Below are 21,576 nucleotides of genomic sequence, written 5' to 3' on the forward strand. Positions count from 1 at the left end.
CCTTCGCACGCTCAGTCCAGGCTCGCGCTGTTCCCACTGGAGTCGCCGCTCTGCGCTCCAATCAACTAAGTCCACTTATAGTAAACAGATAGTTGAATTCACGCTAAATAATTTAGAGTATATTTGGATAAGTCGTGTTGAAATGGACTAGCACAAATAAAATTCACTTCCTTCATCTATCTTTAAATAATAGCACTTCTAATTCATAGGCGATTACTAAGAATATAATCACTTTCTAAAATTGGATCAATTTTATCATCTAAGCGATATACTTTGTCAAAATTTAAATTGTTGTACTACGCTATAATTGATTAATCGTGGAATGTGGCGACTCCAGCGGGATCAGCCTTAGGCAACGCCCGCGTAAAGCGTCCACATGTAAGAAAATCACAGGATTATTCATTCTTAAAATGTACCAAGAACCCAGAGTTCATGGTACATTTTATATACTTTCTTATTCTTTAAAATAGATGACCCAAGCACCCATTGATAAAAATACGGATGGCTTATAATAAGTGGTGTTCATCAGCACTACCACAGCCCTAAAAGTTTTAAGGTTGCTGTAAGGTTGCTATTAATATAACGTAAGGTTCGATAATTATACTAACCTTTAAGCAAAGTAATATAAAACTTAAAGGAGAATTATAATGAATCCGTCCATTTCAAAAAAAGAAAGAATTATTTCATTAGACATTATTCGTGGAATTGCCCTATTTGGTATACTACTGATAAATGTTGCAGCATATAAAATTATTATAGAAGGACAACCACTACCAGATTATAGTGGTGTTAATGGAGTTATCCACCAACTAATTGCAATCATAGTGGAGAAGAAATTCTTTTCCATTTTTTCTTTCCTATTTGGTGCAGGTCTATTTATTTTTGCTTCAAGAGCGGAAAAACGGGGTGACAAACCTAGATTACGAATGGTAAGACGTTTATTAACTCTCTTACTTCTTGGGATCATACATTCAATCATATTTTGGGGAACAATTCTACATGTATACTCGATTGTTGGGTTGTTTTTAATCCCTTTTTATCGCGCTAGAGTTTCTACCATCAAAAAGTGGCTTGTTGGAATGACAACTATCCACTTAGTTTCTCTAGTATTAATGATTTTCTTGCCTACGAAACTGCTCTTACCAATCTTAGAATTCTTTTCTAACGATTTAATACTAATATTCATTATGTTTTTGGCTGGTTTTTTAACAGCTAAAGCAGGGTGGCTTGTACAGATACAAAGTTTGTCCAAACAGATTCGATGGATGCAAGCTGGAACCTTTCTTTTGTTCATTCCTTTCTCTCTGTCGATTTGGAATGCTTTTCAAAGCGGAGACAAAAATGTAGATTTACTTATTGCTTTTGGGACAATACCAACGACCTTGTTTTACTTATCAACATTATTTTTATTGTTAGAAAAAAAACATGTCTTAAAATTTCTGAAACCAATCTCATTTGTCGGCCAAATGGCTTTTACAAATTATATTGCTCAAAGCATTATAGGAACAATTATCATTTCACTTATTGGTCTGGATGTCGTTTCACCAAAGGATATTGTCTATATTGCAATCTTAATCTATGCTATTCAGATAGTCTTTAGTATAGTCTGGTTCAAATTCTTTTCTATGGGGCCATTGGAGAAAATGTGGCGTTATATGACTTATGGTAAGAAATATGCAAAAAGATAGTGAATACGTTAAAATACTCAAACACAAAGTCTAGCGAGTAATAACTTAATATGTACTTAAAAGGCCCATTTGTATTTGTACATACAAATGGGCCTTAACTTCATTTCACTTAAAAAATCTAGTTATAACCGATTTTCCCATCCTCTAAGGAAGTTGATGAAACAATTAAACCAAAGGGATACTTCATTTGTCCACACTAGTAAACTGCTTCAGATAAACGGAAAAGACTGTTTTTTCCTCGTCGCTCTTTACCTGTATTTCTCCCTCATGTAATTCCACAATACTTTTAGCAATAGCAAGTCCTAATCCTGAGCTTTCAGTATGCACGCCGCGTGATTTATCTACCTGATAAAACCTTTCGAATATATGAGGTAAGTCCATAGCAGGGATCGGATTCCCGTAACTTATCACTTCTACTAAGATGTCATTATTTCTTTGAGTAGCAGATATATCAATTTGTTTTTTCCTTATCCCATATTTTAAAGCGTTCGATAGTAGGTTCTCAAAAACACGAATAAGAAGATTACCATCGGCTTTGGTTATAAGTGGTTCAGAACTATACTTCTCATTACAAACATACTGCATCTGCTCTAACTCAATACGATAATGTTCAACAAGTTGTCCAAGCATTTCCTTTATATTTAAAGGTTCCTTATTTACTTTAAGCTGATGATTTTGCACTCTCGTATATTCAAATAAATCATGAATTAGCCTATGCAATAATGTTGACTTCTCATAGACAATATCAATGTAGTACCTTAGCTCTACTTCATCTCTATATTTATCTTCCGTAATAAGTGACAGGTAACCAATGATAGAAGTCAGAGGAGTACGCAGATCGTGAGAGACATTCGTAATAAGATCGTTTTTTGTTCTCTGAGCATTCCGTTCTTCCTGTCTCAGTGTATCCATTTTACTTATAATCATATTTATACTTTCTGTTAGTTGTAACAATCTTTCATCCCGGTAGCCAGGACTGAACCCAATTTCTGGACTACTTACATACTTTTTGGTTTCTGTAACTAGCTGATCGAAGGATATAAAAAACTGCCTTCTTTTTTCATGTAGGTAAAATAAGCTAAAATAGAAACTAAATACTATTAAAAAACTTAACTGTTCAAAAAGGAAAGGCCAGGGTGAATAAAGAATATTTTCAACCCTTCTCTTACCAACTAAAGTAACGAATTCGGTAACCAATCCGCTACCAACAACTGAGGTATTAACATAGCCTACCACTGCATTTTTAATTATAAATAAAGAAATTGCCGACAAAATAACAGATAGAATAATCCCAGTAACAATGCGCCACCTCGAGAAAAAAACCAATTCACTTAACACAGACTTAATAGTCAATTTTATAACCAACTCCCCAAACAGTTACAATCATTTTTTCTCCTTTTAACACTCTGTCTAGTTTTGCTCTTAAGTTACTTATATGTACCATTACCGTTTTACTTGAATAGATTTCCTGTTCATTCCATACCAATTGAAAGATATCTTCAGAACTAAAAACACGGCCAGGCTTACTGCAGAGTAGGCATAATATATCGAATTCAATTGAGGTCAATTTTAATGGGGTATCATCAATATTTACAGTATGATTCTGTTTATTTATTACTAAAGGACCATAGATCAAACCTTCCTTAGGAGAGTTGCTTTTTAAATATCCAGTTCGTCTTAACAAAGCTTTCACTCGAGCTATAAGCTCCAAAGGATTAAAAGGTTTAATAAGGTAATCATCCGCACCTGTAGTGAGCCCATATATTTTATCCATGTCCTCTGCCTTTGCGCTTAACATTAAAATTGGAACAGTCTGGTTATCTTGTCGAATTTCACGACAAACTAAAATACCGTCCTTTTTTGGCATCATCACATCTAGAATTATTAAATCTACTGAATGCCTTTTAAGCATATTTAATCCTTCTTCACCATCATGGGCTAAATGAACCTCGTAATGTTCCGCCTCTAAATAAATTCGTAGCAATTTCGTAATATCTTTATCGTCATCTATTATTAAAATAGCCTCTGCCACAAGACATCACCACCTATTCCAAAATTCTTCTTATATTATAAACATAGATACTTTCTAAAAACTAATTTCTCATTAATCTTAAGAAATTTTTTAGCTTTTCTTTCCTTTTTTTTAATATCAAATAGCTACAATATGGTTATGTTAATGAATATTAAGGAGAAGAAACGGAGGAAAGAAGATGAAACGCAGAAAGATAAAAAGGAAAGTTAATTTTTTTATTACCTTAATCATTTTGTCGGTGTGCTATATAGGGATTTATAAGTTTAGTCAGAGCAGTCAAGTTCAAAGTTTCATGAGCGAGATAATAGAGGTTTCCGGACCCTCAACAACCTTCATAGATTCATCATTAAAAGCACCTAACATAAAAGGACAAGCAGCAATATTAATGGATGCTTCTTCGGGAGAAATATTACTGAAACAAGATGCAAACAGTGCCTTCCCTGTTGCAAGTATGTCTAAATTAATGACAGAATATATAGTTCAGGAGCAAATTCAAAATGGAAATATTAAATGGGATGATCTGGTTGAAATTTCACACAGTGCTAATAATATGGATCCACAAGCGGTGAAAATTTATGTTAAAGACAATGACTCTCTAACTGTTCGTGATTTATATAGCGCAATGGTTATTTCCTCAGCAAATAATGCTACAAGAGCTTTAGCAGAGCATATAGCAGGCACTGAGAAAAGATTTGCAGAACTAATGAATAAAAAGGCAAAAGAAATTGGTCTTTCTTCCAAAACTAACTTTGTAAACTCAACTGGATTAGTAAATACAGACGGCTCTGAGAACATAATGACAGCAGAGGACGTTGCAATATTAGCCTATCAGTTATTAAGTGATTTCCCTGAAGTAGTGGACACAACAAATTTGCTTGAATATGAATTAGCATACGATAGTACAAACTTAAAGAATTCAAATTCTATGCTATATCCTGAAAATCAAGACCTATATTTTAATCTGGTAGATGGATTAAAAACTGGGTACACAGAAACTGCCGGATATTGCTTTGCAGGAACAGCAAAGCAAGGAGACAACCGACTTATTTCAGTAGTAATGGGTACTAAAAGTGATGACGCTCGTTTTCGCGAGACATACAAGCTACTCTCATTTGGATTTGAGAATTTGTAACAAGCTTTTCGTTCAATGTTGCAAATGAAAATTTCTGGACGTGATCCTTAGTTAAGATACATTTCTAAATTTTTTTCAGAAAAGCTTAGAAACTTGGAAAGTGACTCTGAATGTAGTGGTACGAAGCGATTGCCGAGTAATAATCCGTTGGCAAAGAGTTTACTACTAAATAAAAGGTTGACCTATTGGTGTTATCATACTATAATTTCGTTTAATATTATTTATATTAAACAAGCGAAGAAAAGAACATTATTAAGCCGGTCTCCCTGTTAGAAGAGAATCAGTGGTTGGTGAAAACTGATACAAAGATTAGGTGAATTTCATTCTTGGAGCTTTTTTTATACTATATTTTAAAGAACATAGTATAAAAACGGATTAAACCGTTATTTTACCAAGTGGGAAACATAGACTTGTTTCCAATTAGGGTGGTACCGCGTGAACAGCCACGTCCCTATCGTAAAAGATAGAGACGTGGCTTTTTTTGTCTTTTAACAATTAATTAGAAGACATAATAAAAATAGATTGGATTGGTTAGTTTGCAAACAACAGAGCAATGGTCATCAAAGATTGGTTTTATTTTATCTGCTGCAGGATCAGCTATCGGGGTAGGAGCAATTTGGAAGCTTCCTTACGTTACTGGTATAAGTGGAGGAGGTGCATTCTTTCTTCTATTTATTTTATTTTCTTTGTTTATGGGCTTTCCTTTATTATTAGCGGAGTTTGTTATTGGTAGAAGTACGCAAAAAGAAGCTATTAGTGCATATCGTAGCCTTGCTCCTAATAGTAACTGGCATTGGATTGGGAGATTAGGGGTATTCACCTGTTTTCTTTTATTATCTTTTTACAGTGTAATTGGTGGATGGATTGTTATATATATTGCAAAGGGTCTGTTTGGTGAAATAATTAGTGAGGGTGCAGATTATGGGTCTGTCTTTAACCTAACAATTGGGAATCCTCTGTTGGTTCTTGTTGCCCAATTTGTGTTCTTGGCTATAACAGTTTTAGTGGTGGCTAAAGGGATTCAAAATGGAATTGAAAAAGTAAATAAAATTCTAATGCCCGCCTTATTCGGACTATTTATCGTTCTAATTATCCGCTCCCTAACGCTAGATAACGCTATGGAAGGTGTGAAATTCTTTTTAGCACCGGATTTCTCGAATATTACATCTGAAAGTGTCCTATTTGCGATGGGCCAAGCTTTTTTCTCTTTAAGTGTCGGTGTGTCCGTTATGGTTACTTACAGTTCCTATCTTTCCAAAAAAGAAAGTTTAATACAACCAGCTATTTCAATCGTTTCAATGAATTTAGTGATTGCTTTGTTAGCAGGTTTAGCAATTTTCCCTGCTGTCTTTTCCCTAGGCTTAGAACCTGCTGAAGGACCAGGATTACTATTTGTTGTATTGCCTGCTGTGTTTGATCAAATTGTTTTTGGTGAAGTTTTCTTAATAGGTTTTTTAGCATTATTTTTATTTGCCACATTAACTTCAGCCTTTTCTATGTTAGAAATAATTGTGGCATCTATAGTCAAAGAAAAAGCAGAAAAGCGAACAAAATATGCTTATATGATTGGAATTTTAATATTTTTAGTAGGAGTCCCTTCGGCATTATCCTATAGTATTTTTGCTGATATTCTTATTTTCTCGAAGAGCCTCTTTGACTCTGCCGATTATTTAGTTAGTAATATACTAATGCCGTTAGGCGTACTTTTAATCTCTATTTTTGTTTCGCATAAGATAGAAAAAAGTACTTTACGGGAGGAATTATTACAGCATTCTCGTTTAGGTGCTACTGCATTTAATATTTGGCTTTTTATAATGAAATACATTATTCCACTAGTAATTATCCTCGTTTTTCTCGATATTACTGGTATACTCAATAAAATAGTTGAGATTTTTTAAAATAAATTTAAAGAGCTTATCCTTTATGGAATAAGCTCTTTAAATTCTTAAGGTTTATCTCTTATTTGGCAGATAGTTCACTTTCCGTCACCCATTTATGGTTTTTGACTACTTCTCCACCTGAGGTTGGAGTGTAATCGACCATATATACCGTCGTAGGTTCTGCCGATTCAATTTCAGCAGTAGCACCTTCCAATCCAGGCATATGATCTGCTTCAATGGTAACTTTGGTTCCTGGTTCTAAACTATTATCCCCAGCTTCTTTAATTTCTTCTTGAATGACCCATTTATGATTTTCCACTCTTTCTCCACCAGATGTTGGCATGTAGGAAATGACATAGGCAGTTGTTTCATATGCACCCGTTATCGTTGCCTCTGCCCCCTTCATACCTTCCATATGGTCTGTTTCAAGAATAACTTGGCTTCCGACTTTGTAAGTAGGATTATCGGCTACTTTCAAATCTTCCGGAACTTCACCTGTGCTAGAGTGATTCATGCCAGAATGATCCATTTCCATGTTTTCATGTGTGCTAGTTTCTTTTTCATCACTACCACATGCCGTCAACGTGAATGCTGTAACCAAGGTAACAATTCCTATTACTATTTTCTTCATCGTCATCCTCCTCAAGTTTTTTCTGCTCTTTTAAAAACGTAATGCAATCAGTAAAACCGATATAGAACTAAACGCTAGAGCTGTCACTGGGTATATTTCACTATACATCTTGTTTTCACCCACCCCAAAATACTACCAGGGGGTATAAATTCACGAGAGATAGAGAGTGCCTTACATAGCACTCCTCCATAACTAGTTTACATCGTATCCTTGATCATCAATTGTTTCTTTAATAACATCTAGCGATACTTTATCCTCGTCAAATGAAACGTCCACTTTTCCTGATTCTAAATCGACCTTCACTTCATTTACTCCATCTAACTTTCCTACACTGCCTTCTACAGAACTAACACAATGACCACATGACATTCCTTGTACGTTTAATGTTACTTGGTTGACCATTTTAAATTCCTCCTCTTATTTTTTCATTAATTTTTGAATCGTAATAAGCAATTCATCCAGTACTTCATCGTCACCTTCTGCTAGTCTATCCACTACACAGCCTTTTAAATGCCCTTGTAAAAGTACTTTGGCTACACTATTCAGAGCTGACTGAGTTGCAGAGAGTTGCGTGATAATATCATCACAATAGACGTCTTTGTCTACCATCCCTTTTATTCCACGAATTTGACCTTCAATACGATTTAAGCGATTCGTTAAGTCCTTTTTTACATGCTCAGGATGATGACTTTTTCTACAAGATTGATCAGATGTATTTGCATTCTCTTCTATTAAATTGTCCAACTCATCAACCTCCTATTTCTTATTTATATAATACAGTACCTATAGGGGGTATGTAAAGTATAATGCTTTATTGTTTATAAAAATTCTACACTGCACTATTTTGCATATCCTTATTCATCAAAAAAGGACCTAATAATCTTAAGTCCTTTTATCTTTCTGTTTAATGTTTTGCATGATCAATTGCCTGGTGCAACAGATTCATAATATGGTCATCATCACTTGAATAATACAACGTTGTTCCTTCACGACGAAACTTAACTAAACGCAAGTTTTTCAAAAAGCGGAGCTGGTGAGAAACTGTGGACTGACCTAAATTTAGTGCCTCTGCAATATCATTAACAGAATACTCCTCACAGCATAGCAAATTTAAAATACGGATACGTGTTGGATCACCTAACGCTTTAAACGTCTGGGATACGACAAAAAGAGTTTCTTCATCTAATTCATGTGTGTTAGTTTGTACTTCTTTCTCCATATTAATGCACCCTCTCTTTTAAGTTTTAGTATTATGTTAATGATTGTGGTGTGCATGTGCATCTGGTGCCTTTGCTTTTACCGTACATAAAATAGAGTTATCGTGTTTATGAGCTGCAGTTTCAAGTTGAATGGTCACATGTTGAATATTTTTATGTTCTAAATTATGTTCGATTTTATGAAGTAGCTTTTCGCTTTCTGCAATAGTCATTTGTTCTTCAACCACCACATGGCAGGAAAGTGCGTTCAAACCACTTGTAATAGACCAAATGTGTAAGTCATGAACACTTAAAATTTCTTTTTCCATTTCTATTGTTTTAACGATTTCGTCTATATTAACATTTTGAGGTGTTCCCTCCATCAAGACGTGGAGTGATGCTTTTGTTACAGAGTAACCACTTCTTAAAACTAACACAGCGACAATAACACTAGCTAATGGATCGGCCCATCCCCAGTCAAAGAATATGATTAACAAGGCTGCAATAATTGCACCAACTGAGCCTAGCATATCACTGATCACGTGAAGAAATGCCCCACGCATATTTAGATTGTCTTGCGTATCACTGCCTCGCATCATTATCCAAGCTACAAGGATGTTTACCCCTAACCCAATACTACTAATAATAAGCATTCCACTTGTGGCAACCACAGGGGGATTCGCGAACCGCTCAATTGCCTCATAAAAGATAAATAGTGCAATCAATATTAGTGTTACACCGTTTAAGACTGCTGCTAATATTTCGAATCGCTTATAGCCATAAGTTTTACTTGCGTTTGCTGCCCTTTCACTAAATGTAAATGCTAGCAGGGCTATCCCAAGTGATACGGCATCGCTTAGCATGTGTCCTGCATCCGAAAGAAGGGCCAAGCTGTTTGTCAAATACCCGCCTATTGCTTCTACAATCATATAGATTGTAATGATGAAAAATGAAATCAGTAATACCTTTTTATTTGCACCGTTTGTATGCTCATGATTATCCGCCATTATAATCCCTCCGTTTAATATATAAAACCAATATATGATGATATGTTCATATATACACATTATATTCTACTTAATTTATTGTCAACACTTAAATCTGATATATTTTGAATGTGTTAAATAATTTCCATATTTATAAGATTATTTTCATAGATATTTATTTGGAAGAATAGACTAAATTGTAACACTTAAAAATTTGAGGGTTATTTTAAGTCTAAGGTGAAAGGTGAAAGAGTATGACACCCATGTTTTCTCATGTAACCCCCGACCAAATGGTTTCAATGATTCACCACGGATTAAGTAAAAAACAAAACTCAAAGAGAATACTTATTGTCGGCGCAGGTATGTCAGGGTTAGTTGCTGCCTCGCTATTAGAGGAAGCCGGACATAGTGTAACCATAATTGAAGCTTCTGAAAGAGTGGGGGGACGAATATACACGAAACGCTTCCCTTTTATTAACGGTCAATATATGGAAGCTGGGGCGATGCGCATTCCATCGACTCACAATTTAACGTTAGCGTACATAAAAAAATTCAATTTACCAATAAATCCATTTATAAACAGTACACCTAACGACTTGATTTACGTGAACGGAATTATAACACGTCAATACTTGTATGAACAAAACCCAGATATACTAGACTACCCTGTCGCACCTAATGAAAAAGGCAAAACAGCTTTGGAGTTGATACAATCAGTCATTCAACCTGTGATTGATTTTATCAATATAGATCCAACGGAAAATTGGAAATGGGTCATAAAGGAATATGATAAATATTCAATGGATGCATTTCTAAGATATAACCCTAATGGCGTGACTTTATCGCCTGGTGCCATCGAAATGATTAAGGTACTTCTTTCTATCGAGGGCTTAGCAGAGCTTGCATTTCTAGATATATTACGTGAGTTTATAATTCTTTTAAACCCAATTACTCGGTATTATGAAATTACCGGAGGCAACGATCAACTCCCAAATTCATTTCTGCCACAATTAGAGGGAAATATCATTTTTAATCAACAGATGACCAAAATTATTCAGCACCAAAACCAAGTTACTATATATTCGGAGCATACAGAATCGAAACAATCGTTCGAAACAACATGCGATATAGCCATATTGACCATTCCATTCTCGATTCTGCAATTTGTTGAAGTTATCCCCCATAATTCATTCTCGCATAATAAGTGGAAAGCTATTCGTGAACTCCATTATTCCACTTCCACAAAAATAGGTCTTCAGTTTAAAAGTAAATTTTGGGAGAAACAAGGAATCCAAGGTGGGCAAACCGCAACTGATTTGCCCATTCGATTTAGTTATTATCCTAGCCATGATATCGATAAAAACGAGACTGGAGTAATTTTAGCTAGCTATACTTGGGAAGATGATTCACTCCCATGGGAAAGTTTGAGTGAAGAGAAACGAATTCAGCAGGCCTTACAGAACTTGGCTACCATCCATGGTCGACAAGTTTATGATGAATTTATTACGGGAGCATCCTATAGTTGGGGGCAAAATCCATTTTCAGGGGGAGCATTCACTATGTTCAAGCCAGAACAGGAAACAGAACTTTTTCCATACCTTTCCACACCAGAGGGTCGTGTTCACTTTGCAGGTGCACACACTACACTCCCACACGGTTGGATACAGGGTGCAATTGAATCTGGGATACGTGTAGCTTTCGAAGTCAATAATTTATCTTGAGAGAATCACTTAATTTGTGTCATTGCGAAACCTCGTTTGTTTACTAATAAGGGATATAGATAATTGAGTAAGGCAGGAAAACAAAAGCGCTCCTCCTGTTTCATTGATGCAGTTATTTACGCAATAAAAAAACCCTAGGGATAACTCTCCCTGGGGTTAAATTATATTATTAAAGTTTGTCGTCTTTCTGTTATATACTTCATAATTACGCCAAATCTTTTTATTTTTAATCTCATTTCCAACTTTATTTGTTCTATACAAATTTGTGAAAATACAATAATGTTGTATCCTAACTTATGCTCTAAGTGTCATTATTAGGCTAGTCAAAGTTTAGTTTGGACAATAAAGTTGTATCCTAAAAAACAATATCTTGATTTATGAAAATGTTTATTTGCAACAATAATGTTGTATCCTAATTAAACAATAATTACCATTTTGTAAAATTGAAAAGATTTGTTAAGAAGTCCTAATTATGTTGCTTTAATAATGACTGTTTGTATTCAGATAACTCTGTTTCACCTTTTCTTGTACATATTCAAACGCCGACTGCTTCCGCAACACTAAGATATTTAGATAGTAATACTTTCATCCTTTCATCCGTGAATACCTTAAAGCTTTATTTTGTTTCCAAGAAAAATAATCAGTAGATGGGTACCTACACTATTAGCCCCTGAAATGCATGGAGTAATTGCCCTCCTAAAGTGAACAATGTATTACCAGCACCTGCAAATTCATTAACAGTTCTTACTTTATCCATTGCTGTTCTAACAATTACTTTTTTAGGCTTTACCGACTCTACTTCTTGAACTGCAGCCTCAATTAACTCCACCGTGTCCTCTTTATATAATTCAGGAATAGATGTATCATCAATTAAAGCTTGGGCGAACTTTTGTGCAATGTCCTTTAATTCCTCAACTTTTGTATCAATGTAAGTTTGATTGGCACTAATTGAAGCTTGTCCTTCAGCATGGTTGAGCTGTCCTTTAAAATCTCCTATATTGAATTGAGTGCTTGTTTTTCTATCTAAACCCATATCTATCGCCATCTCTCCCAAATAAGATACTATGTGGTCAACAAGGGGTTTCACAACTTGATTATGAAAGTTATCACATGACTCTTGAATCTTTCTACCGTAACCTACGGTAATTCCATGGTAACTCACATTTTTTTCTGATATATAGTTAAGTAATTGAAAGATGAAAGCAATTTCTTCTGATATGCGTATAGGTAACTTTATATTGTCATGATATCCTCTCTTCCCCAAAGTATCACCAATATCAAATTTAACAGTGTTATTATCTAGAATATATTTTTTGATAGTTGGACATTCTTCTATAAAAATCAGAAATCTATTTAAATTATCTTTTGCATCATCAATTTCAGAATTCAAATATCTACTAGCAACTTTTCTAAAATTGAGTGATAACTTCTTGTATTCTTTTTCTGAAAGTTGAACTTCTTTATTCATTAATTCACCCCACAAAACGGACAGTAAACATTTGATACTTTTTGGTCCAGATTGACTTTAATTGTTTTGTCGCAACAATGTAATTCAATTTGCTCCAAATCTTCATTTTCCGTTAATAATTTAGGTGATTCTTCTTTTGGTTTCTTAACGTTAAAAGTTATTCCAGATCCTTTCACTTTTCTACTCGTCTTTTTGAAAGACTTATAAATTTCTTGCTCCAGAAAATTCATTGCAAGTGTTTCGGCGTGTCCAATAACATCCTTCGGTAAAAAGCTTGAACTGTCACCAACTAACCCACAAGAAGGACAAAATAACTCTAATGTATCTTCAGCATCAATATCTCCTGCTGAAGCTTTAAATCTCTCCTTACAATGTGAACATTGAAGAGAATAATAACCCTCGCTATCAGTAGGTATATCAATTTTAAATTCCATTATTACACCCCCATACAATTAGAATTAATATAACATAAAACTGTAATATTTTGGAGTCTGAAGATATTTATAAAAGAAAAACTCTTTCCTTTTTTCTGACAAGTTAAAGATTACCTTCCTAAAGGCAACGTTTCATGGACTCTCTCGAAAATACTGTTGAAATTTATTACAAAATAAACAGGAACATTAGCCACTACCTCTAATAATTATTAAACTTCAATTTATTTAATAAAATTATCTGGTTCAAGAATAAGTTGACAATAAATAGACAATAAATGTTGTATACTGGAGGGAGAGATATTTACGCTAAAAAAAAATGATGATAAAGTAATTTATTGCTACAGTTGTCGTAAAAGATCCTTATTTACTTGTAGAGATATGAACAATAATAGTGGTGTAGAAAGTCATTGTAGTGAATGTTTATATATTTGGTTTGAATGGCAAAATCGAGCATTAGAGCGAGAAAAAGAAAAATGGCTTGAATATAATGAACGATTAGTAAATAATAAAGAAATTCTTCCTCTTTCAATTTTTATAAAATAACATCCTCTTTAGTTATCATGAATACTCTGAGCAAAAATCTCAAATATCCAAATATAAACAACACCGTTTCAGTTATATGAACTGCGCCCTAAATTTTGGACAGTATAATAACAGCAACCCGCTATTTAAACAGCTAACAGATGGCTTCGGTATTCTACCGGAGTCATCTGTTTTAGATTGCATTGTCTTCATTTATATTCCATCTCATCTTTCATGTGTCCAAAGAAGGACTCCATTGGCGCATTATCGATACAGTTGTCTCTTCGAGACATAGATTGCTTCATATTCATTTGTTAATAGGTAATATCGGTTAAGAATACTTTTCCAGGCTCATCTAGTGTATATTCGCGATTTAAAACATTTGGTAATGTCTTATGTTCTTGAGTAGCTTTTGCAATATTTCTATATGGGTTTGGCCAATGTACTTTCGCAAAGAAATTGTATTTTCGCATTAGACGACGGATTTTCTTTGGATTCATTGGTGTTTCAAGTAACGCACACACCTCCATATAAAGCCCACGGTAGCCAATTTCCCCTTTGAAAGCATCGTAGATGCAATTTTAAAAAGAGATAATCTTCGTATTCATAATACGCTCGTAATGCATGTTTTTCAGTGTTCTGAATCTATGCATGATAACCGCTGCGACTAACATTCGCAACTGCACATAATTCAGAGAGCTATTTATTAGTTGATATTTGCGAATTACTTCATTGATAATTTCGTATTTTTCATGTGCAGCTACTAGCGTTTCTTCGCCTGCCTTTCAAGTTCCTCCAGCTTTTTTAGTAGTTCGATTTCCGCTTCTAAATAACGGATACGAGCTTTTGCTTTTTCCAGTTTTTTATCGGGTGATAGATTTTTTTATTCGGTCGTCCTGTATTTCCTTTACCTCGACGCTCCTCAAAAAAACATCTTCACCATATTGATTGAAGGTTCTTCTCCAACGGTTCCACTTTCTATATATAAAGATTTGAGAAGGACCTTTACCTGCTAAATTCTGGTCTACTGCTATCTTTTTAAACTCAGGTGTATATTGAATCGCTCGATCAGATACTGAAGCAACATTAGGATTGGCTTCTAACAGTTGTCGCTGATGTTCATTTAAAATAGATTTTACTCATAAGTGTAACTCCCGTTCCTATATATTAGGATTTAGTATAACGAGCTTTTTCCATAGAAAAAACCCCGAAAGAGCACTTTCTTTAAAGTGGCCACTATTCGGGGTTCAGTTTATAATCCAGGAGGCGTTTTATTCTATTCAACTTTGATGTCCCTTCCAATCTAATTATTCCATTTCCTCTGTTAAGCTCTTCATCATCTCATTGTCCATTGGACCGACAATTTTATTTGAGATAATACCATTTGAGTCAATCAAATAGCTGGTAGGAATGGTGAAAGCTTGATATTGGCGACCGATATCTCCTTGTTGATCTAGGGGAATTTTGAAGGTAAGACCATAATCTTTAACGAAGGACTCAATGGAATCTATTCCACTATCCATATCAGTTAAATTCACAGCCAAAATCTCAATACCATCTTGTTTATTTTCCTCATAAAATTTTTGCATATGTGGCATCTCAGCTTTACATGGCGGGCACCAAGTAGCCCAAAAATTTAAAATAACTTTCTTTCCTTTATAATCGGAAAGCTTGACTGACTCACCCTTTAATGAGACTAATTCAAAGTCTGGCGCAGCCTTTCCTATCTCTATTTCAGATGAATCCGACAATTCAACATTCTCAGATGATGTACTCACAACCTTTTCACTAGCTACATCTTTGTTTTTAGATTCCCATAAATTCACGAATACAATGGCGACTGCCAATAAAATGATCGCGATGGATAAAAGGTTTTTATTCAATCGTTAGCCTCCTTCAATTTTTCTTGAAATTAAGAGTGTGATAATACCCATCCATAAGAAAGTAAATGGTTCCCTCTCAAAAATGGATTGAAAAATGCTCAATATCAACAACTCCATCACTATCAGCAATAATAAAATTTGATTGAAAAATTCTATCCTTCTCTTTTTCAGCATAACTAGAATGACTAAATATCCAGCCAACACAATGAAATGAACAATGGTTTCAGTAATATTTTTTTCTAGTAGATTTATTACGACTTCATAGTTGAAAAAGTAAAGCAGAATTATTTGAGGTGCCCCCTCATTAATGTGGGGGTGTTTCTTATATGCAATAAAAAGTAGATAAACGGAAAGAATCGCCAAAGCTAGGAAATGTCCTTTTGTTCCTCCATTAAAAAAGATAAGGGAGAGTGGTGTTTCCATAAACAGTTCAAAGTTAAATAGGATATAACTGATTTTCCATACAAGAAAATAGAGAGAGGCTCCATTCCAATACCATTCTCCGATTTTATTGCCTACTATACCTCTACTCAAGATAGAGCTGAGTCCCAGCGCTACAAAGACCGCAAGCCAGACCGCAGGTACATTAATGCTCCCTATATGAAAATAGGTCAACGGCCACCTCCCTTGATTTTGTACGACTTGATAGTGAAATTAAGCTCCATCGAATTAGTAACGGATTGAATCATTCCACAATTCTTGACGACTAAATCAGCTAATTTTATTGCATTTTGTTTGCTTAACTGTTGGTCTGATTGTATATAGGCAGTGATGGAAAATTGTTCTATTCTATTTGCATGATTCGGATTTCTGACGGATGAAACGTCCATATCAATCCTTTTGTGTTCAATCCTTTTCTTTTTCAAAATATTTCTTAGCAAAGTTCCACTGCATCCGATTAAGGAAGCGGCAAAAAGTTCATACGGACGATAACCAATTATTTCGTTAGGAGAAATTGGTAGTGAACCAAAACCTAATTCACCGACTATTTTTTCATTTTCAATTGTAAATATCATTCTGAGATGTACCCCTTTCAAATTGATTATGAACACTGTTTGTTAAGAATTGATTAAGACAAACATACTTCTATATTATTGAGTCAACGGGTGTAAAGGAAAGTCAATCCAAAAAGTATGGTGAGTGCCATCTGTATCTAGACCGATGGAACCGTTATGTGCGGTAATAATGCTTTGGCTAATGGCAAGCCCGAGTCCGGCACCCTCGGACTTAGTACTTCTGGATTCTTCAAGACGGTAAAAACGTTCAAAGATCATGGCCTTTTTATTTGGATCAATAAATTGACCACTATGAGTGAAAGTAATAATATATAGATTGTTTTTTATCTCACCATTAATCTTCAAGAAGGTTCCGGTATTGTAATCCAAAATGTTTTGAAGTATGTTGGTAAAAACCTGCATAAGACCATCTCTGTTGCCAAGTACCACAGCATCCTCAACGTGGAAGCGTATGTCCGTAATTTGATTTTGTAGTTTTAATTGAAAGGCTGTTAATGACTCAGACAATACTTTATTTATTTTCACTAGATCAAACTGTTTTTCCAAGAAATATATTCCGTTATTCCAAGAATTCAATTCTGTTATCAGCTCAACAATTCTTGTGATTCGGCGGGATTCTTCCAAAAGCGAACCAAATAATTTAGAATTTCCATCAATTACTTTGTTTTGTAGTGCTTCCAGATATCCGTTTATATTAGTCAATGGTGTCCGAAGTTCATGTGCAATATCCTTCAGCATTTCTTCCTTTTGTTCTTGAACGGAAGAGAGTGTTTCTGACATTAAATTGAAATTTTCAATCAGTACTTTTATTTCTCCTGTAGCTGAACTTTCAATTCTAGAAGGTGTTTTACCTTCTTTGATTTCTTTAGCCACGATTGTTAAATGCTTAATGGGATCAACAATTTTTTTCACTGTAAAATAATGAAACAACCCTGCAATAATAAATGCCAGAATGCTTACTTTCCACAAAAATCCATTCAGCGTTTTAACAAGTTCCTTACCAGTGACTTGTTGCGAATTGACCAAATAACAGGCATAATCCGTCACAGATAATGCCGCAAGAAGAATGACGAGTAGGATAACTATGCTATTGAGCGCAATCAGCTTTGACAATAGGTTGGATAATTTTCTAAATACCCACAAATTTATACCCCATTCCCCTCACAGTCTGAATATAATCCTTGGTTGTCTTTTCACCTATCTTTCCCCTCAAATGCTTGATATGAACGTCAATAGTCCGATCAGACACAATTTTTTCATTATTTTCATAAATCATATTAAGTATCTGTTCCCTAGATAAAACCTGACTCGGATGTTGCATAAAAGTATGTAACAGCTTAAATTCGAAGTGGGTTAATTCAAGCTGTTCACCATTAATCCATGCTTCACCTTTTGCCGGTTTAATCGTAAACCCTGTAAAACTAAGCTTTCCACAACGGCTTGCCGTTCTTCTTAAAACAGCTTCAATTCTAACCATTAATTCAGCAGGGCTGAAAGGCTTGACAACATAGTCATCAGCCCCTAAATTGAAGCCTTCTATCTTACTTTTTTCAGTAGCTTTTGCCGTAAGCATGATAATGGGCATCATATTTTTCAACTCTTCACGTACCCATCTACAAATATCTTCTCCACTGATTAGAGGTAACATTAGGTCAAGTATCAAAATACATGGATCAAATTCTTGAATTTTTTCCTTTGCTTCAGCTCCATTATCAGCCTCGATGACCTCATAACCTTCCTTTTTTAAATAGATCTTAATGAGATTACGGATTTTTGGATCATCTTCCACGATCAATACAGATTTTCCAATAAGATTAGTTTGATTCAAGTTTTTCACCTTTTCTACAATTGAAATAAAGTAAAGGCCGACAACCATGCACTGATTTTCTGCATTTGTCCGCTTAATACTAGAAATCCTAAAAAGATCATAATTACCCCATTAATGAATGCTAACTTTGATAGATATTTATTGATTTTTTTCATTGTTTTTAATGAATAAGAAATTACGATGGATATGACGAAAAAAGGGATCGCCATTCCGAGAGAGTAGGCACCTAACAAGAATACCCCTTGAGATAATGTGTCAGAAGAGCTTGCTAGTAAGAGGATGGATGAAAGAGCAAGACCTACACAAGGGGACCAACCAGTAGCGAAAGCCATTCCGAGCAAAATAGAACTGAAGACACTTTTAGGCTTATGTTCCGATTGAATTCTTGTATCCTTCATTAAAAATTTGAAATTTAGCAATCCTGCCATCTGCAAGCCGAATACAATAATTAGGATTCCGGCAAGCTGCATAATGAGTGTTCGATAATTCATCAACAGATTCCCTAAAAAGCTAGCAGAAGCACCAAGTGCAACAAAGACCATGCTAAATCCAATAATAAACCCTATGGACCTCATGTATAAAGTTGTACGATTGACTTGCATTTTAGAGTTTTCTATCTTGCCACCAGTTAAATGGGTGATGTATGCAGGTAATAGAGGAAAAACACATGGAGAGAAAAAAGACAGCATCCCTCCTACAATAGCAAATAATATCCCAATGTCGTTCATATAACAACACTCCTTTACCATCCATTATGTATAGTGTTTGTTAATGTTTGATTAAGAAGAGCATATTCGAGTCATTGATTTTCCAATGTTTTATATGTAGACCTATAATAAAACACCCGTAATTAGGAATTAGTTACGGATGTTTTATTATGATAATTAATATTCAAGTTTTAAAATAAGATATCCATCCAAATTTTTATTGCTGTTGCTAATATCAATAATGCCAAAATGACCTGAAGGATTTTGGTATTTATTTTTTTCCCCGCTATCGCACCAAGTGGGGCAGCTATTAAACTTGCGATTACCATAATCAACGCAGGGAAGTAATCCACCTGTCCCGTCGATACTTTTCCGACCGTCGCACCAATGGATGAAATGAAAGTTATTGCAAGTGAAGAGGCAATGGTCACTCTGGTAGGGATTTTCAAGACGACCAACATGATCGGCACCAATAAGAACCCGCCAGCTGCGCCTACAATCCCAGACCCAACTCCAACGATAAAAGCCAGAATTGCCGCAATCCACTTATTGAATCTTACTTGATCCAAAGGAATTTCATCTATACCTTTCTTCGGAATGAACATCATAACTGCGGCTATTAAAGCCAGGACGCCGTAGACAATATTAATGCCGTTTTCCGACATGGACTGGGATCCGAAACTGCCAATCACACTGCCGATCAATACACTAACTCCCATGTATAGTATCAGCGTCTTATTCAAATATCCGCCTTTACGGTATGCCCATACACCACCTATGGATGCGAACAGCACTTGCACCGCACTTATGCCTGACACCTCATGTGCACTGAATGCTGCCAACCCGAACAGTGGAGGAATGAACAAAAGCATTGGATATTTAATGATCGATCCGCCGATTCCAAGCATTCCAGAAATGTATGAACCTATAAATCCAATCAAAAAGATGGTAATGACAAACATTAAATCCATTTTAGTACCTCCTATAAAAGAAGGGAACCTACAGTCGGTTCCCTATTCTTTCTCAACCTTTTTTAATCCAAAATTTAAATACACCGTTTTCTTCAGTGGATTGTACCAGTTCGTGTCCGCCTGATCTTGACCAAGCTGCTAAATCTGCTTGTGCCCCTTTATCTGTTGCATGGATTTCCAGAACTTGCCCCGTTTCCATGTCATTCATCGATTTTTTTGTCTTAACGATTGGCATTGGACAAGCTAGCCCCTTTGCATCTAATAATTTATCTGCATTCATTCTGTCATCTCTCCTGTATACTTATTTTTTCATTTAGTATTTTAATTATCGTACTGCACAACGGTTTGGTCCAATTTCCATCTCACGTTGCTTGTCATCATCCGGTGTGATTTTTCCCATATTGGTCTCACGGATTTCTTGATATGAGTTAGGCTGTGGAGGCAAGTTTCCGGTAACCATTTGTCTGAATTCTGCCTCATCCTCCATGTTTAAACCATGATTTTCCGCAAATAAAGTACCTAACGGTTTTGCCACACTGCCGTCCTCATTCAATTCCTCAATGATCATGAAATGAGCAGGCAGTACGATCAACTCTTCTGAAAGTTCTCTGTATCGGTTATATAGAGTTTCTCTTAAATCTCCTACCCAATCCTCAGCCAAACCTGCAAGGTCCGGTCTACCAATAGAATCAATGAAAAGAATATCCCCGGAAAGCAGGTATCTTTCATCAACCACAAATGAAGTGGAACCAATGGTGTGCCCAGGTGAATATAGGGCATGAATATTTATATCCGTATTCCCGATGGTCACTACATTACCGCCTTCCAAAGGTGAGTAATCAAATGTAACTTCCTCAGCATCTTTTGGTGGCAACCAGTACGTTGCATTTGTGCTTTCTGCGATTTGTCTTCCACCTGAAATATGGTCAGCGTGTAAGTGCGTATCAAAAACATGGGTGATTTTCACATCAAGACTTGCTGCAAAATCAAGGTAGATATCCGGTTTTCTTGTGGAGTCGATGACAGCTGCTTCACCATCCGAAACAACCATGTAAGACAAACATCCTTTTCCAAGGCGCACGAATTGGTAAATCTCTCCTCCATTCGTCAAATCACCTATTTTTACAGGTTCCAGGTGTTCACTCCATGCTTTCATTCCACCTTTTAGATAGGAAACAGAAAGCCCTACCTCTGATAGCATTTCAGCCACGTAAATCGATGAACCTTCTTTTGCACATACTACCAGTACCTCTTTATTTGAAGGGATCGAGTCCAGAATTTCTTCTACACCTTCGAGTAAATCGAAGTAGGGAATATTTAGGATGTCAATATTCTGTCCTTCTATTTTCCAATCATTAAAATCACTTTCGTTACGAACATCCAAAATAAACAGTTCTTCTTTATTGATTACTTTTTTGGCAACTTCTTTAGCTGTCATTACATTTACTGACATTACTAATACCTCCTATAGTTTGATTAAT

22 protein-coding genes, 1 pseudogene and 1 other annotated feature are annotated in these 21,576 nt (G+C 35.4%); of the genes and pseudogenes, 4 read left to right on the forward strand and 19 right to left on the reverse strand.

The genetic code is table 11. The features are described from left to right. The first annotated feature begins 647 nt into the window (after positions 1–647). On the forward strand, positions 648–1,688 hold the full coding sequence (locus MKY60_RS19475) for a DUF418 domain-containing protein (RefSeq protein ID WP_241598138.1): 1,041 nt from the start codon (positions 648–650) through the stop codon (positions 1,686–1,688). Between the two features lie 183 nt (positions 1,689–1,871). On the opposite strand, the gene MKY60_RS19480 is transcribed toward MKY60_RS19475, so the two are convergent. Further along, positions 1,872–3,041: a sensor histidine kinase gene (locus tag MKY60_RS19480; protein ID WP_139219703.1), complete on the reverse strand. Its 1,170-nt coding sequence runs from the start codon at positions 3,039–3,041 to the stop codon at positions 1,872–1,874. After that, the gene (locus MKY60_RS19485) at positions 3,031–3,720 is read right to left on the reverse strand and encodes a response regulator transcription factor (protein WP_093496237.1); all 690 of its coding nucleotides are present in this window, start codon (positions 3,718–3,720) and stop codon (positions 3,031–3,033) included. The genes MKY60_RS19480 and MKY60_RS19485 overlap by 11 nt, the downstream gene beginning before the upstream one ends. Before the next feature lie 178 nt (positions 3,721–3,898). Between MKY60_RS19485 and MKY60_RS19490 the strand changes: the two genes are divergently transcribed. Together MKY60_RS19490 and MKY60_RS19495 are read left to right on the forward strand one after the other, a co-directional pair. Then, the gene (locus MKY60_RS19490) at positions 3,899–4,852 is read left to right on the forward strand and encodes a D-alanyl-D-alanine carboxypeptidase family protein (RefSeq protein ID WP_093496236.1); all 954 of its coding nucleotides are present in this window, start codon (positions 3,899–3,901) and stop codon (positions 4,850–4,852) included. A 228-nt stretch (positions 4,853–5,080) separates the two neighbouring features. Further along, positions 5,081–5,308 (forward strand) — a binding site (T-box leader). An 80-nt stretch (positions 5,309–5,388) separates the two neighbouring features. Then, complete coding sequence (locus MKY60_RS19495; protein WP_093496235.1) at positions 5,389–6,750, forward strand: sodium-dependent transporter; 1,362 nt, start codon at positions 5,389–5,391, stop codon at positions 6,748–6,750. Between the two features lie 61 nt (positions 6,751–6,811). Here MKY60_RS19495 and MKY60_RS19500 read toward each other — a convergent pair whose 3' ends face one another. The 5 genes from MKY60_RS19500 to MKY60_RS19520 form a co-directional block, all read right to left on the reverse strand. After that, entirely contained in the window at positions 6,812–7,369 is a 558-nt protein-coding gene (locus MKY60_RS19500; RefSeq protein ID WP_093496234.1) for a DUF1541 domain-containing protein, read from the reverse strand. Positions 7,370–7,555: 186 nt separating this feature from the next. Further along, positions 7,556–7,765 (reverse strand): copper chaperone CopZ, encoded by a 210-nt coding sequence (copZ, locus tag MKY60_RS19505; RefSeq protein WP_090565784.1) that lies wholly within the window; start codon positions 7,763–7,765, stop codon positions 7,556–7,558. Between the two features lie 15 nt (positions 7,766–7,780). Continuing rightward, positions 7,781–8,107 carry a metal-sensing transcriptional repressor gene (locus MKY60_RS19510; RefSeq protein WP_093496233.1) on the reverse strand — a complete coding sequence of 109 codons (327 nt, stop codon included), beginning with the start codon at positions 8,105–8,107 and terminating at the stop codon, positions 7,781–7,783. Positions 8,108–8,267: 160 nt separating this feature from the next. Beyond that, entirely contained in the window at positions 8,268–8,582 is a 315-nt protein-coding gene (locus MKY60_RS19515; RefSeq protein ID WP_090565780.1) for an ArsR/SmtB family transcription factor, read from the reverse strand. Positions 8,583–8,618: 36 nt separating this feature from the next. Next, positions 8,619–9,566 carry a cation diffusion facilitator family transporter gene (locus MKY60_RS19520; RefSeq protein WP_340880673.1) on the reverse strand — a complete coding sequence of 316 codons (948 nt, stop codon included), beginning with the start codon at positions 9,564–9,566 and terminating at the stop codon, positions 8,619–8,621. Positions 9,567–9,799: 233 nt separating this feature from the next. Here MKY60_RS19520 and MKY60_RS19525 point away from each other — a divergent pair, with 233 nt between their 5' ends. Then, positions 9,800–11,266 carry a flavin monoamine oxidase family protein gene (locus tag MKY60_RS19525; protein ID WP_420877795.1) on the forward strand — a complete coding sequence of 489 codons (1,467 nt, stop codon included), beginning with the start codon at positions 9,800–9,802 and terminating at the stop codon, positions 11,264–11,266. 655 nt (positions 11,267–11,921) lie between these two features. Here MKY60_RS19525 and MKY60_RS19530 read toward each other — a convergent pair. The 12 genes and pseudogenes from MKY60_RS19530 to MKY60_RS19585 form a co-directional block, all read right to left on the reverse strand. Beyond that, positions 11,922–12,734, reverse strand: coding sequence for a hypothetical protein (locus tag MKY60_RS19530; protein WP_340930938.1), 813 nt, complete (start codon positions 12,732–12,734; stop codon positions 11,922–11,924). Next, positions 12,734–13,168: a hypothetical protein gene (locus MKY60_RS19535; RefSeq protein WP_340930939.1), complete on the reverse strand. Its 435-nt coding sequence runs from the start codon at positions 13,166–13,168 to the stop codon at positions 12,734–12,736. The genes MKY60_RS19530 and MKY60_RS19535 overlap by 1 nt, the downstream gene beginning before the upstream one ends. A gap of 668 nt (positions 13,169–13,836) precedes the next feature. Next, positions 13,837–14,820 (reverse strand): annotated as a pseudogene (locus MKY60_RS21220) (IS3-like element ISBsp3 family transposase). Between the two features lie 177 nt (positions 14,821–14,997). Next, entirely contained in the window at positions 14,998–15,573 is a 576-nt protein-coding gene (locus MKY60_RS19545) for a redoxin domain-containing protein (RefSeq protein ID WP_340930941.1), read from the reverse strand. A gap of 3 nt (positions 15,574–15,576) precedes the next feature. Further along, entirely contained in the window at positions 15,577–16,188 is a 612-nt protein-coding gene (locus MKY60_RS19550) for a hypothetical protein (protein WP_340930942.1), read from the reverse strand. Next, positions 16,185–16,589: an OsmC family protein gene (locus tag MKY60_RS19555; RefSeq protein ID WP_340930944.1), complete on the reverse strand. Its 405-nt coding sequence runs from the start codon at positions 16,587–16,589 to the stop codon at positions 16,185–16,187. Before MKY60_RS19555 ends, MKY60_RS19550 begins: the two co-directional genes overlap by 4 nt. A gap of 75 nt (positions 16,590–16,664) precedes the next feature. Next, positions 16,665–17,732, reverse strand: coding sequence for a sensor histidine kinase (locus MKY60_RS19560; RefSeq protein WP_340930945.1), 1,068 nt, complete (start codon positions 17,730–17,732; stop codon positions 16,665–16,667). Next, the gene (locus MKY60_RS19565) at positions 17,719–18,417 is read right to left on the reverse strand and encodes a response regulator transcription factor (protein WP_340930946.1); all 699 of its coding nucleotides are present in this window, start codon (positions 18,415–18,417) and stop codon (positions 17,719–17,721) included. The genes MKY60_RS19560 and MKY60_RS19565 overlap by 14 nt, the downstream gene beginning before the upstream one ends. Positions 18,418–18,431: 14 nt before the next feature. Further along, positions 18,432–19,145, reverse strand: coding sequence for a cytochrome c biogenesis CcdA family protein (locus MKY60_RS19570; RefSeq protein WP_340930947.1), 714 nt, complete (start codon positions 19,143–19,145; stop codon positions 18,432–18,434). 170 nt (positions 19,146–19,315) lie between these two features. Further along, positions 19,316–20,095 (reverse strand): sulfite exporter TauE/SafE family protein, encoded by a 780-nt coding sequence (locus MKY60_RS19575; protein WP_340930948.1) that lies wholly within the window; start codon positions 20,093–20,095, stop codon positions 19,316–19,318. Positions 20,096–20,147: 52 nt separating this feature from the next. Then, complete coding sequence (locus tag MKY60_RS19580; protein WP_340930950.1) at positions 20,148–20,375, reverse strand: sulfurtransferase TusA family protein; 228 nt, start codon at positions 20,373–20,375, stop codon at positions 20,148–20,150. Between the two features lie 45 nt (positions 20,376–20,420). Next, positions 20,421–21,548: an MBL fold metallo-hydrolase gene (locus MKY60_RS19585; RefSeq protein WP_340930951.1), complete on the reverse strand. Its 1,128-nt coding sequence runs from the start codon at positions 21,546–21,548 to the stop codon at positions 20,421–20,423. Positions 21,549–21,576 lie beyond the last annotated feature (28 nt).

Origin of the sequence: Psychrobacillus sp. FSL K6-1415, assembly GCF_038003185.1 — a bacterium.
GTDB lineage: Bacteria > Bacillota > Bacilli > Bacillales_A > Planococcaceae > Psychrobacillus > Psychrobacillus psychrodurans.